The organism is Streptomyces griseus, assembly GCF_900460065.1.
GTDB lineage: Bacteria > Actinomycetota > Actinomycetes > Streptomycetales > Streptomycetaceae > Streptomyces > Streptomyces griseus.
Map to the genome: position 1 here is coordinate 218530 of NZ_UAVD01000028.1, position 12753 is coordinate 231282.

Genomic DNA, 12753 nt, shown 5'->3' on the forward strand with positions numbered 1-12753 from the left:
GAGGCCCTCCGCGCGTTCCGCGATGGATCAGCCGCCGATCGGCAGACCGCCCAGCGGGAGGCCGCCCTTGGTCAGGGAGTCGGTGGGCAGGCCGCCCCCGAGCGCGTCCGTGGGCAGGCCGCCCTGCGCGAGCGCGTCGGTCGGCAGGCCGCCGCCCGCGGCCTCGGCCACGCCGCCCACGGCCTGGCCCGCGTTGCCCGCGGCCTGGCCGGCGGTCTCCTGGGCGGCCGGGACGGCCACCCCGGCCGACTTGCCGACGGTCTTGCCCGCGGCCGGTACCGCCGTGCCGACGAGCCGGCCGCCGGTGTCGCCGGCGGCCTGGGTGCCCTGCTGGACGGTGCTGTCCACGGTGCTGCCGAGACCGGCGCCGTCCAGCGCGGTCAGCTTGCCGAGGTCGGGGGCCGCCGGGAGGTCCGCGGCGCTCGCGGCGCCGGCCGCACCGACCACGGGGGCCGCGCCTGCGGCGATCAGCAGCGCGGCACGAGCGATCCGACGGGTCAGGGGGAGGGACATGATGCTCCTTCAGCGGGTTGTGCACGAATCCGTCTGTCCGGTGATCGGACGCACTGACAACCGTTTCGAGGGAGGGGGAGGTTGCGGTGGGCGAAGGTAAAGGCTGAGTAATGCGTCCGATAATCCGCCGTGCATGAATCCGGGCAAACGATCCATACCGTCGCGGCCCGGCGAACCGTCACTTCCCTTGGGCGGCAAGGGAAGCGGGGCGGGTCCACGAGGTCGTGAGGGGGTGCGCGGAAAACCCCGGCGGCCATGGCCCCCGGGGTCCGTACGGGTGACGGGGCGTACTACTGAACGACCTTGATCCTGACCGCCGTCGTGCCCGTTTCCGCACCCTTCGCGCTTTCCGTCCGCCAGCCCGAACCGGCGTCCCAGACCCGGTCCGCGTAGCTCACGCGCTCGATCCGCAACGCCTCGGACTGCGCCACGGCCCAGTGCGCCAGCTCCCAGCCGCGCTGCGGAGAACCCTTGTCGTTCGACCGCGCCGCGGCCACCGGGACCGGCACCGAGACGGTCGACGCCGCGGACGAGCCCGCGGCCACCGCGCCGGGCAGCACGTCCTTGCCGAAGGCGCGCACCAGCTCGGTCCGCACCCGCGCGGCGTCCCCCGGGCCGTCCGCCGTGGCCGTCGACGGGGTGCAGTTCAGCGAGGCCGGCCTGCGCCCGGTCAGCGCGGCGGCCAGCAGCGCGGCGTCCGGCTCGTGCTTCGCGTACGCCTGGGGGAACCCACTGCGCTGCACGCGCTGCGCGGCCACGGTCAGCGGGAGGCGCGAATAGCCCGGCACCTCGGCCAGGCCCTCGTAGAACTTCTCCGACGAGTACACCGGGTCCATGATCTGCTCCACGGAGCCCCAGCCCTGCGACGGCCGCTGCTGGAACAGGCCCACCGAGTCCCGGTCGCCGTAGTCGATGTTGCGGAGCGTGGACTCCTGGAGCGCGGTGGCCAGCGCGATGGTCACCGCCCGCTCGGGCATGCCCCGGGTGGTGCCGACCGCGGAGATCGTCGCCGCGTTGACGGCCTGGGCGAGGCTCATCTCGTAGCGCTGCGTCCCGCCCCCGTCCCCGTCCTTCGCCTCCACCACGCAGCGCGGCCCATTCCTCGAACCGGACGAGTCGTACTGCACGGCCAGATAACCCCCCAGCGCCGCGAGCACGGCGAGGGCGGCCCCGTAGCGGAGGAGGCGTCGTCGGCGAGGGCTGGCTGTCCTGGGCACGGGCCCACCGTACTGGAGGGTACGGCCGGGGCCGATACCCCAGTCCCTTAGGGTCGGGTCCATGGCCGACAGCACCCTTGACCTCACCCTGGACGGACCGGCGCTCACCGCGCGGCTCGTCGACTTCCCCTCGGTCAGCGGGGAGGAGAAGGCCCTCGCCGACGCGATCGAATCGGCCCTGCGCGCCCTGCCCCACCTCACCGTCGACCGCCACGGCAACAACGTCGTCGCCCGCACGGACCTGGGCCGCCCCGAGCGCGTCGTCCTCGCCGGGCACATCGACACCGTGCCGATCGCCGACAACGTCCCCTCCCGCCTCGACGGGAACGGGATCCTCTGGGGCTGCGGCACCTCCGACATGAAGTCCGGCGTCGCCGTCCAGCTCCGGATCGCCGCGACGGTCCCCGAGCCCAACCGCGACCTGACCTTCATCTTCTACGACAACGAAGAGGTCGCCGCCCACCTCAACGGCCTCGGCCACATCGCCGACGCCCACCCCGAGTGGCTCGCCGGGGACTTCGCCGTCCTGCTGGAGCCCTCCGACGGCGAGGTCGAGGGCGGCTGCCAGGGCACGCTCCGGGTCCATCTGCGGACGACGGGCGAGCGGGCCCACTCCGCGCGCAGCTGGATGGGGGCCAACGCCGTCCACGCCGCCGCCCCGATCCTCGCGAGGCTCGCCGCGTACGAGCCCCGCCGCCCGGTCATCGACGGCCTCGAATACCACGAGGGCCTCAACGCCGTGGGCATCGAGGGCGGCGTCGCCACCAACGTCATCCCGGACGCCTGCACCGTCGTCGTCAACTACCGCTACGCCCCGGACCGCAGCGAGGCGGAGGCCATCGCCCACGTCCGCGAGGTCTTCGCCGACTGCGGCGTGGCCGAGATCGTCGTCGACGACCACTCCGGCGCGGCCATGCCCGGCCTCTCCCACCCCGCCGCCCAGGCCTTCATGACCGCCGTCGGCGGCACGGCCCGGCCCAAGTTCGGCTGGACCGACGTCTCCCGCTTCGGCGCCCTCGGCGTCCCCGCGGTGAACTACGGCCCCGGCGACCCGATGTACGCCCACAAGCGCGACGAGCACGTGGCGGTCGCGAAGATCACCCACTGCGAGGACCGGCTGCGCTCCTGGCTGACCGGCTGACCGCCGGACGCACGGCATTCCCCCGCGTGTAACCTCCGCCGATCTACGCTGGCCGGACGCAGTACGACACGACCCAGCGCGACGCGGGTCGGTGGAGGGAGCGGAACATGGGCAACGCCGAAGACGCACGCATCCCCGAGGGTGCGGAGGTCCCCGAGGGAGCGGTCGGCCCCGAGGAACAGTGGCTGGGCCCGGTCCTGCGCCGCAGGGAGCAGGTCCAGCCCGGCACGACCGACCAGCGGCTGCTGGACTCCGAGGGCGACTCCGAGTGGGTGCACACCGACCCGTGGCGGGTGATGCGCATCCAGTCGGAGTTCGTCGAGGGCTTCGGAGCGCTCGCCGAACTGCCGAGCGCGATCAGCGTCTTCGGCTCGGCCCGCACCCCCGACGGATCGCCGGAGTACGAGGCCGGCGTCCGGATCGGCAAGGCGCTGGTCGACGCGGGCTTCGCGGTGATCACCGGCGGCGGGCCGGGCGCCATGGAGGCCGCCAACAAGGGCGCCCGGGAGGCCAAGGGCGTCTCGGTCGGCCTCGGCATCGAGCTGCCCTTCGAGTCGGGCCTCAACCCGCACGTCGACATCGGCGTCAACTTCCGCTACTTCTTCGTCCGCAAGACGATGTTCGTGAAGTACGCCCAGGGCTTCGTGGTCCTGCCCGGCGGCCTCGGCACCCTGGACGAACTCTTCGAGGCGCTGACCCTCGTCCAGACCGGCAAGGTCACCCGCTTCCCGATCGTCCTGTTCGGGACGGCCTACTGGGGCGGTCTGATCGACTGGCTCCGCGACACGGTGGTGGCCCAGGGCAAGGCCTCGGAGAAGGACCTGCTCCTCTTCCACGTGACGGACGACGTGGAGGAAGCGGTGATGCTGGTCACGAAGGAGGTCGGGCGCTGATCTCCCCGGATCGAGCCCGCCCGGCGACGTCGGGTCCGTCGGGCGACACCGGGCCCGCCCGGTCGAACCCGGCCTGCCCGGCGGTCGATGCCTGGCACGCACGCTCGCGGCGTTGCCGAAATGCCCTGTAGCTCCGCTACGAGGGCACTCCGGCGCCCAGGTCCTGTCGTCCAAACTGCCGCCCTTCGGGCGACCACGGCAGTGTGACGCCAGGCCCTAGGAGCGGGGTCCGGGGGCAGCGCCCCGGGCCCCGCGCGCCGGGGCGGGCGGCAGGGACTACGCCAGCCCCCGCCGCGCGACCGCCGGCGGCCGATGCCCCGCGATCGACGCCACCATGTCCAGGACCTGCCGCGTCTCCGCCACCTCGTGCACCCGGTACACCCGCGCCCCCAGCCACGCCGACACCGCCGTCGTGGCCAGCGTCCCGATGACCCGCTCCTTCACCGGCCGGTCCAGCGTCTCCCCGACGAAGTCCTTGTTGGACAGGGACACCAGCACCGGCCACCCCGTATCCGCCATCTCCTCGAGCCGACGCGTCGCCTCCAGCGAGTGCCGGGTGTTCTTCCCGAAGTCATGACCCGGGTCGATCATGATCCCGTCCGGCCGCACCCCGAGCTCCACCGCCCGCTCGGCCAGCCCCACCGTCACCCGCAGGATGTCCGCCATGACGTCCTCGTACGCGATCCGGTGCGGGCGCGTCCGCGGCTCCGCGCCGCCCGCGTGCGTGCACACGAGCCCCGCCCCGTACCGCGCGGCGACCTCCGCCAGCTTCGGGTCCACCCCGCCCCACGCGTCGTTCAGCAGGTCCGCCCCGGCCTCGCAGACCGCCTCGCCCACGTCGTGCCGCCAGGTGTCCACGCTGATCACCACGGACGGGTGGCGGCGGCGGACCTCGGCGACGAACCCGACCGTGCGGCGCGCCTCCTCCTCGGCGGTGACCTCCTCGCCGGGGCCCGCCTTCACCCCGCCGATGTCGATGATCGCCGCGCCCTCGGCCACCGCCTGCTCGACCCGGGCGAGCGCCGGCTCGTCCCGGAACGTGGCGCCCTGGTCGTAGAAGGAGTCCGGGGTCCGGTTCACGATCGCCATGATCACCGGCTCGTGCGGACCGAATTCCCGCCGCCCCAGCCTGAGTGCACCGCTGCGCATCCCGTCTCTCCTCCTCAGATAGCCCGCCTGCGACCCTAAGGCCTTCACCGGGTCGGCCCCGACCTGTCGGTGCCGCATGGCACGATCGGAGCCGGACGAGGTTTCCGCCCCCGGGGAGATGCGCGTGTTCTGGTTCTTGCTGCTCACGATGGTCGTGGTCGTCACCGCGGTCACCCTCGCGGTGGTCGGAGGCGGCGGGAGCGCCGTGCTCCAGGACGTTCCGCCCGACCGGTTCACCGATCCGCTGCCCGCGACCCGCCCGGTCGGCCGGGCCGACATCGAGGCGCTGCGTCTGCCGATGGCCGCCCGCGGCTACCGGATGGCGGACGTCGACGAGGCACTGTCCCGGCTCGGCGCCGAACTGGCCGAGCGCGACGCCCGGATCGCCGAGCTGGAATCCGCCCTGGCCGGCGTGCAGGCCGCCGCGGTGACCACCGGCACCGACCTGTTCAAGCAGCCCGGCGACCGGCCGGGCGACCGTCCCGCCGAGCGGGCCGGCCAGGAAGGCGCCCAGGACCGTGCCGAGGAGGACGGGCGATGAGCGGCGCTGCCGTGGCCGCCCCCGACGGCGGGCTGCGCTGCCCGTGGGGCCTGTCCGCCGAGGACTACCTCGCCTACCACGACACCGAGTGGGGCCGGGCGGTCCACGGGGACGACGCGCTGTTCGAACGGCTCTGTCTGGAGGCCTTCCAGTCCGGGCTCTCCTGGATCACGATCCTGCGCCGCCGCGAGACCTTCCGTACCGCGTTCGAGGGATTCCGGATCGAGGCGGTCGCGAAGTTCACCGACGCCGACCGCGAGCGGCTCCTGGCCGACCCGGGGATCATCCGCAACAAGGCCAAGGTCGACGCCACCCTCGCCAACGCCAAGGTGCTAGCCGACTGGTCGGAGGGGGAGCTGGACGAGCTGATCTGGTCCCACGCCCCCGACCCGGCCGGCCGGCCCGCCCCGCGCACGCTGTCGGACGTCCCGGCCGTCACACCGGAGTCCACCGCGCTCGCCAAGGCGCTGAAGAAGCGCTCGATCCGCTTCGTCGGCCCCACCACCGCCTACGCCCTGATGCAGGCCTGCGGACTGGTCGACGACCACCTCGCGGACTGCGTGGCGCGCGGCGGCGGGGGAGCACCGCGCTGAGCGCCGGCTACTTCCCGAGGTAGACCGGCTTCTCCTTGGCCAGGAACGCCTCCACCGCGATGGTGTGGTCCTGCGACGCGCCCGCCCGGGTCTGGAGTTCGTCCTCCTTCTCCAGCGTCTCGGCGAGCGTGTGCCCGGCGCCGTACGCCATCGACTCCTTCAGCGCCGCGTAGGCCACGGTGGGGCCCTCTGCCAGGGTCCGGGCCACCGCCGCCGCCTGCTCGGCCAGCTCGGCCGCGGGGACGATCCGGTTGACGATCCCCAGCTCCAGCGCGTCCTGCGCGGAGATCGACCGGGGGAAGAACAGCAGATCGGCGGCGCGGCTCTGCCCGATCAGCCGGGGCAGCGTCCAGGACACGCCCGAGTCCGCCGTGAGTGCGACGCCCGCGAACGAGGTGTTGAACGAGGCGGTGTCGGCGACCATCCGGTAGTCGGCCGCGAGCGCGAATCCGAACCCGGCCCCGGCCGCGACGCCGTTCACCCCGGCGACGACCGGCTTCGCCATCCCGGTGATCGCCCGCACGATCGGGTTGTAGTGCTCCCGCACCGTGCTCAGCGCGTTCCCGCCGCCCGCCTCGCGGGTGGCCGTGAGCGTGGCGACGTGCTCCTTGAGGTCCTGGCCGACGCAGAAGGCGCGCCCGGTGGCCGTGAGGAGCACCGCCCGGACCCCCGCGTCCGCCGACGCCGCCAGCAGCGCGTCCCGCAGCGCGACCTTCGCCGCCGTGTTCATGGCGTTCATCGCGCCGGGTCGGTTGATCGTGATCGTCGCGAGACCCTCGCTCACGTCGTACAGGACGGTGTTCGCCGGCTCGTCGGCCATTCCGGTATCCCCTCGCTGCTCGGGCATCGTTGCCACTGCAGGCAAGCATGGCCGATCGGGAGCTGGGCAGATATGTGACCTGCGTCTAACAATTGGCTCTCACCTGGGGGTCCGGGGCGGCGCAGTATCGCAGCCGGATCGCCGAATTGGGTGGTTTTGCGAGAGCGCGTTGCGCAAGCGATGCAGACCGATGTTGGTCATCGGGGTCATTGATGCGGGATAATGGCGAAGAAGCAATGTGTTCGATGCCGGTGAGGCAGCGCCTGTCATGGGGCCGCCGGTTGCGATGAGCTGGTTTCAGGAAGGGGAACGAGCATGGCGGCCATGAAGCCGCGGACGGGCGACGGCCCGCTCGAGGTGACAAAGGAGGGGCGGGGCATCGTCATGCGCGTTCCGCTCGAAGGCGGCGGTCGGCTTGTTGTCGAGCTGACTCCGGACGAGGCCGATGCCCTCGGCGACGCGCTGAAGAAGGTCGTCGGCTGACGCGGAACGCCCATCACCTTCACCACTGCCCGGCACGGACTCCGTGCCGGGCAGTGGTGCGTCCTGCCTCGGTCCGCATCGCTGGGGATCCACGCGCCGCCCCGACGTTCCGTCCGCGCCGACCACGGGTTCTGCGCGGTCAGCCGCGCCGGACCGCGCAGAGCAGGCCGTCGCCGACCGGCAACAGGGTCGACATCAGCTCCTGGCTCTCGCGCACCGCCCGCAGCAGGTCCCGCAGCCGCAGCACCTCGGCCGGCTGGGCCGCGGAGTCGACCGTGCGGCCGTCGGCGAAGACGCCCTCGAAACAGACCAGCCCGCCGGGCCGCAGCAGGCGCAACGATTCAGCGAGCACATCGAGACTCTCCAGCCGGTCGCCGTCGCAGAAGACGAGGTCGTAACCGCCGTCCGCGAGCCGGGGCAGGACGTCCAGGGCGCGGCCGGGGATGAACCGGGCCCGGTTGGTGGCGAAGCCCGCCTCGCGGAACGCCGCCCGGGCGAACTGCTGACGCTCCGGCTCGGGGTCCACCGTGGTCAGGACCCCGTCCGGCCGCATTCCGTGCAGGAGATAGATGCCGGACACGCCGGTGCCCGTGCCGATCTCCGCCACCGCTTTGGCGTCCGCTGCGGCTGCCAGCAGGCGCAGCGCAGCGCCGGTGCCCGGTGACACCGAGCGAAGCCCCAGCTCGCGGGCCCGCTCCCGGGCCCCGTGCAGTGCTTCGTCCTCGGCGACAAAGGCGTCGGCGAACGCCCAGCTCGTCTGCCGGTTGGCGGTAATGACCCTCTCCTGTCCCCGTAGTTGGCGCAACGGTGACTGTATCCGCTGGACCCGGGAACCCGCAGATGGGACCGGGCGTTGTGCAAGCAGTGGGGAAAGCGCAGTGACCGGGCCCGCGGATCGGGCCGGCGAGCTGCGGGATCATCCGGGACGACGCCCGGCCCCAGCAGGGAAAAGGCTTATCCGGAGCTAACGGGCGAGGTGGCTATGGTAGGGGCTCCACTGGACACCACCAGAGCCGATAGGGGAGGTGCGGCTGCGCCTGTGGACCGGGGAGGGATGCTGCGGCGTCTCCTCAGGTCGGCCGGTGAGCCGAAATCCGTGACCAACATTGCTGACCGTTCTTCCGAAGACTCCGCACCAACCGCGACCTTCGCCTCCGATGCGGATTCTCAGGCGTGGACCCCGCCCTCATGGGAAGAGATCGTCAGCACGCACAGCGGTCGTGTGTACCGCCTCGCCTACCGGCTGACGGGAAACCAGCACGACGCCGAGGACCTCACCCAGGAGGTCTTCGTCCGGGTGTTCCGCTCGCTGTCGACGTACACACCCGGCACCTTCGAGGGCTGGCTGCACCGCATCACGACCAATCTCTTCCTGGACATGGTCCGGCGCAAGCAGCGCATCCGCTTCGACTCGCTCGGCGACGACGCGGCCGAGCGCCTGCCCAGCCGCGAGCCGTCCCCGCAGCAGGTCTTCAACGACACCCACTTCGACGCCGACGTGCAGCAGGCGCTGGACACCCTCGCGCCCGAATTCCGTGCGGCCGTGGTCCTCTGCGACATCGAGGGCCTCAGCTACGAGGAGATCGCCGCCACCCTCGGGGTGAAGCTCGGCACCGTCCGCAGCCGTATCCACCGCGGGCGCTCGCACCTGCGCAAGGCGCTCAAGCACCGTTCGCCCGAGGCCCGCGCCGAGCAGCGCTCCCTGGCGGACGCGGTCCTGGCGGGGGAGGGCGGAACGGCGTGAGCGGCACAGGACCCACCCCCGCGGAAGCGCATCTGGGGGACCGACTCGCCGCGCTGGTCGACGGCGAGCTGAAACACGACGCCCGTGAGCGGGTCCTGGCCCACCTGGCGACCTGTGCCAAGTGCAAGGCCGAGGCCGACGCCCAGCGCCGCCTCAAGAGCGCCTTCGCCATGTCGGCCTCACCCTCGCCCTCCGAGGGGTTCCTGGCCCGGCTCCAGGGCCTTCCCGGGGGTCCTGGCGGCGACGACACCGGCTCCGGCGGACCGTTCGGCGGCCGGGGGCCCTTCGCCGACGAGATCTTCCCCGGGCTGCGGCCCTCCGGCGGCAGCACCCGCGCCGACACCGCGCCCTCCCCCCTGGACGGCTTCGGATACCTCCCCGCCGCCCACGGCTCCACCGCCGTGCTGTCCGGCGGCCCCGCTTCCGGTTCGGTCTTCCGCATACACGACGTGGCCCGCGACGCGGACCGCTCGCCCTGGCGCGGCCGGCGCTTCGCGTTCGCCGCGGCCAGCGCCGTCTCCCTCGCGGCCATCGCGCTGGGCGGCACGCTGCCGCTGGACTCCGGCCCCGAGACCTCCCTGCGCGCCGAGGGCGCCGGGAACAACGCCACCCCGCTCGACGCCGCGACCCGCGCCGAGAACGGGGCGAAGGCGGTCAGCCGCCGCGGCGGCGGCGCCCTCGCGGTGGCCGGCGACGGCCGCGCGGCCGAGCGGCCCGCCGCCGGCACGACCACCGCCGGGACGAACCGGGTGCCCTCGACCCTCACCGGTGCGACACCGGTCGTGCCGGCCGTCACCCCTCCGGTGAACCGGCAGGGGCCGCCGACCGCCCCGCCGCTGTTCGGCGTCCACGCGTCGGGCGGCCACCCCTTCACCCTCCCCGTGCTGAACGTGTCCGTGTCGCCGCTGATACGCCCGGCGGTCTCCGGCACCCCGCTGCTGGCGGCGGCGCTCGGCAGTGGTGCGGCGCCCAAGGCGGTCCCCTCCCCGACTCCCCCGGGGGCCCCCGCCAACGATCTGGCGAGCCCTCTTTCGCCCCGGCCCTGACCGGACCCTGCGCGGGGATTCGCAAACCTGGTTGAATTCCGGTGAAGGACGCCTCGGTGGGGCGTACAGAGGCCAGTTGCGGGGAGAGCATGGACGACGGGAAGCCCACCGGGCCGCAGGCGAAGTGGTGGAGCCGCCCCACGGCGGGGCGTGCCGACCGCACGGCGCCGGACAGCGGGCCGGCCCCGTCGGACGCCGCACCGCCCGAGGACCGTGGGCCGACGGCCCCGGCCACCTCTTCGACCCCCGCCGCGGACGCCACGGCGACCTCGCCCCCGGACGGCACGGCCCCCGTCCCGGCCACCGATCCTGCCCCGGACGCCGCGCCGGCCCCGGCCCCGGCCGGCCCGCCGTCGGCTCCGCCCTCCGACGCCGCCGGCAGCCCGGCGGTCCACGGAGGCCAGGAGGTTCCGCGCCCCCGCCCCGCCGGAGCCCCGCTCCACGAGCCCGACGAGTACAGCACCCCGCCCTACGGCGGCCCCGGCCCCTGGGCGCCCGCCCCGCCGGTGCAGCACCCCACCCCGGCCCACGGCACGGCCGTACCGCCGGGGGCCGGAGCACCGGCCCCGCAGTACGCCGCGACGAACGGCGCCGGAGCCCCGGCCCCGCACCCCGCGCCCGCCGACGGCTTCCCGGCCCCGCAGGCCCAGCCCGCCGACGGCTTCACCGCCCACGCCGCCCACGTACCGCAGCCGCCGCACGGAGCCCCCGGGACGCCCCAGGGAGCCCCCGAGCACCAGGGGCAGCACCCGCAGCAGCACACCCAATGGCTCCAGTACGACCCGTGGGGCGCGCCGGGCCAGCCGCTGACCCGGCCGGGACCCCTCGGGGGCACCGAACCCGGCCGCGGGAAGAAGCGCCGGGGCGGGGCGTTCATGGGAGTGCTCCTGCTGACCCTGGTCGCCGGCGGTATCGGCGGAGGCGTCGGCGCGTACGTCGAGCGCAACGGCGGCCTGACCACCGTCGAGCTGCCGCAGGCGGGCCGCGACAACGGTGACCGGGCCCCCGAGAGCGTCGCCGGCATCGCCGCCAGCGCCCTGCCCAGCGTGGTCACCCTGCATGTCAGCGGGACCTCCGAATCGGGCACGGGCACCGGCTTCGTCCTCGACGGGCAGGGCCACATCCTCACCAACAACCACGTCGTCGCCCCGGCCGGCTCCAGCGGGGACATCACCGTGACGTTCAGCAGCGGCGAGACGGCCTCCGCCGAGCTCGTCGGCAAGGACAGCGGCTACGACCTCGCGGTCGTCCGGGTCCGCGGGGTCTCCGGGCTCAAGCCCCTGCCGCTCGGCAACTCCGACAACGTCCAGGTCGGCGATCCGGTGGTGGCCATCGGCGCCCCCTTCGACCTCTCCAACACGGTGACCTCGGGCATCATCAGCGCCAAGCAGCGGCCGATCACCGCGGGCGGCGAGAAGGGCGACGGCAGCGACATCAGCTACGTCGACGCCCTCCAGACCGACGCCCCGATCAACCCCGGCAACTCCGGCGGGCCGCTGGTCGACACCCGGGCCCACGTCATCGGCATCAACAGCGCCATCCGCGCGGCCGACAGCGGCAAGGGCCCCGAGGCGGGCGGCCAGTCCGGCTCCATCGGCCTCGGCTTCGCGATACCCATCAACCAGGGCAAGCGCGTCGCCGAGGAGCTGATCAGCACCGGAAAGGCCACTCACCCGGTCATCGGCGTCACGCTGGACATGAAGTACACCGGCGACGGGGCCAAGGTCGGCACGGAGGGCGCCGACGGTGCGCCCGCCGTCGCGAAGGACGGCCCGGCGGCCGAGGCGGGCATCCGGTCCGGCGACGTCATCACCCATGTCAAGGGGCAGCGGGTGCACAGCGGCGAGGAGCTGATCGTGAAGATCCGGGCCCACCGCCCCGGCGACGAGCTCGACCTGAAGCTGACCCGCGGCGGCGAGGAGCGGACGGTGACCCTGACGCTCGGCTCGGCGAGCGGCACGTGACGTCCACCGCGAGGTACCGCCCGGACACCTTCGACAGGTACCTTTGAGCGGTCCGGGCGGCTGGAAGACCCGGGCCGCGATCGCACGGAGAACACGCGGAGAACACGAGGAGCAACAAGGTGTTCAATGACATTGGCGCACTGGAGCTGTTGACGCTCGGGGTGCTGGCCGTGCTGGTCTTCGGCCCGGACAAGCTGCCCAAGCTGATCCAGGACGTCACGCGCACCATCCGTAAGATCCGCGAGTTCTCGGACAGCGCCAAGGAAGACATCCGCTCGGAGCTCGGCCCGCAGTTCAAGGACTTCGAGTTCGAGGACCTCAACCCCAAGACGTTCGTCCGGAAGCAGTTGATGGACGGCAACGACGACCTGGGGCTGAAGGAGATCCGCGAGAGCTTCGACCTGCGCAAGGAGATCTCCGACGTCACCGACGCGGTCAACGGGCGCACCCCGGCCGCGTCCGATACCGCCAACAGTGCGGTGAACGGCTCGGCGGGCGCTGCGGCCGACGGGGTGACGACCAGCCTCACCAAGACCGGCGAAACCACCCCTGACCTGCTGAAGAAGGCCCCGCAGCAGGCACAGCCCGAGCGCCCGCCGTTCGACGCAGACGCCACCTGACCCCGGTCAATCCCGGCTCGTCCGGACGG

Annotated in this window: 14 protein-coding genes; 9 read left to right on the plus strand and 5 right to left on the minus strand. The window is 73.3% G+C overall.

Going from position 1 to position 12753, the window contains the following annotated elements; all coding sequences use genetic code 11:
- Nucleotides 1–27 precede the first annotated feature (27 nt).
- Nucleotides 28–513, minus strand: coding sequence for a hypothetical protein (locus DTB53_RS18740; protein WP_003966499.1), 486 nt, complete (start codon nt 511–513; stop codon nt 28–30).
- A gap of 290 nt (nt 514–803) precedes the next feature.
- Nucleotides 804–1730 carry a VldE C-terminal domain-containing protein gene (locus DTB53_RS18745; RefSeq protein WP_172595270.1) on the minus strand — a complete coding sequence of 309 codons (927 nt, stop codon included), beginning with the start codon at nt 1728–1730 and terminating at the stop codon, nt 804–806.
- A gap of 61 nt (nt 1731–1791) precedes the next feature.
- On the opposite strand from DTB53_RS18745, the gene dapE reads away from it, so the two are divergent.
- Complete coding sequence (gene dapE, locus DTB53_RS18750; protein ID WP_003966497.1) at nt 1792–2871, plus strand: succinyl-diaminopimelate desuccinylase; 1080 nt, start codon at nt 1792–1794, stop codon at nt 2869–2871.
- Between the two features lie 107 nt (nt 2872–2978).
- Nucleotides 2979–3764, plus strand: coding sequence for an LOG family protein (locus DTB53_RS18755; RefSeq protein WP_003966496.1), 786 nt, complete (start codon nt 2979–2981; stop codon nt 3762–3764).
- A gap of 276 nt (nt 3765–4040) precedes the next feature.
- On the opposite strand, the gene folP is transcribed toward DTB53_RS18755, so the two are convergent.
- Nucleotides 4041–4913 (minus strand): dihydropteroate synthase, encoded by an 873-nt coding sequence (gene folP, locus DTB53_RS18760; protein ID WP_012379157.1) that lies wholly within the window; start codon nt 4911–4913, stop codon nt 4041–4043.
- A 76-nt stretch (nt 4914–4989) separates the two neighbouring features.
- On the opposite strand from folP, the gene DTB53_RS18765 reads away from it, so the two are divergent.
- Nucleotides 4990–5454 (plus strand): hypothetical protein, encoded by a 465-nt coding sequence (locus DTB53_RS18765; RefSeq protein WP_003966494.1) that lies wholly within the window; start codon nt 4990–4992, stop codon nt 5452–5454.
- On the plus strand, nt 5451–6047 hold the full coding sequence (locus DTB53_RS18770; protein WP_012379156.1) for a DNA-3-methyladenine glycosylase I: 597 nt from the start codon (nt 5451–5453) through the stop codon (nt 6045–6047). The genes DTB53_RS18765 and DTB53_RS18770 overlap by 4 nt, the downstream gene beginning before the upstream one ends.
- A gap of 7 nt (nt 6048–6054) precedes the next feature.
- Here DTB53_RS18770 and chcB read toward each other — a convergent pair whose 3' ends face one another.
- A complete protein-coding gene (chcB, locus tag DTB53_RS18775; RefSeq protein WP_012379155.1) occupies nt 6055–6867 on the minus strand; it encodes a 2-cyclohexenylcarbonyl CoA isomerase in 813 nt (270 codons plus the stop codon).
- 315 nt (nt 6868–7182) lie between these two features.
- Here chcB and DTB53_RS18780 point away from each other — a divergent pair, with 315 nt between their 5' ends.
- Nucleotides 7183–7350: a DUF3117 domain-containing protein gene (locus tag DTB53_RS18780; RefSeq protein WP_003966491.1), complete on the plus strand. Its 168-nt coding sequence runs from the start codon at nt 7183–7185 to the stop codon at nt 7348–7350.
- A gap of 139 nt (nt 7351–7489) precedes the next feature.
- On the opposite strand, the gene DTB53_RS18785 is transcribed toward DTB53_RS18780, so the two are convergent.
- Nucleotides 7490–8155, minus strand: a complete 666-nt coding sequence (locus tag DTB53_RS18785; RefSeq protein WP_003966489.1) for an O-methyltransferase — start codon at nt 8153–8155, stop codon at nt 7490–7492.
- 249 nt (nt 8156–8404) lie between these two features.
- Between DTB53_RS18785 and sigE the strand changes: the two genes are divergently transcribed.
- From sigE to DTB53_RS18805, 4 genes are all read left to right on the plus strand, one after another.
- Nucleotides 8405–9094, plus strand: coding sequence for an RNA polymerase sigma factor SigE (gene sigE / locus DTB53_RS18790; protein ID WP_003966488.1), 690 nt, complete (start codon nt 8405–8407; stop codon nt 9092–9094).
- A complete protein-coding gene (locus DTB53_RS18795; RefSeq protein ID WP_012379152.1) occupies nt 9091–10140 on the plus strand; it encodes an anti-sigma factor family protein in 1050 nt (349 codons plus the stop codon). The genes sigE and DTB53_RS18795 overlap by 4 nt, the downstream gene beginning before the upstream one ends.
- An 89-nt stretch (nt 10141–10229) precedes the next feature.
- Nucleotides 10230–12104, plus strand: a complete 1875-nt coding sequence (locus tag DTB53_RS18800) for a S1C family serine protease (RefSeq protein WP_012379151.1) — start codon at nt 10230–10232, stop codon at nt 12102–12104.
- Nucleotides 12105–12223: 119 nt separating this feature from the next.
- Nucleotides 12224–12724: a sec-independent translocase gene (locus DTB53_RS18805; RefSeq protein ID WP_012379150.1), complete on the plus strand. Its 501-nt coding sequence runs from the start codon at nt 12224–12226 to the stop codon at nt 12722–12724.
- Nucleotides 12725–12753 lie beyond the last annotated feature (29 nt).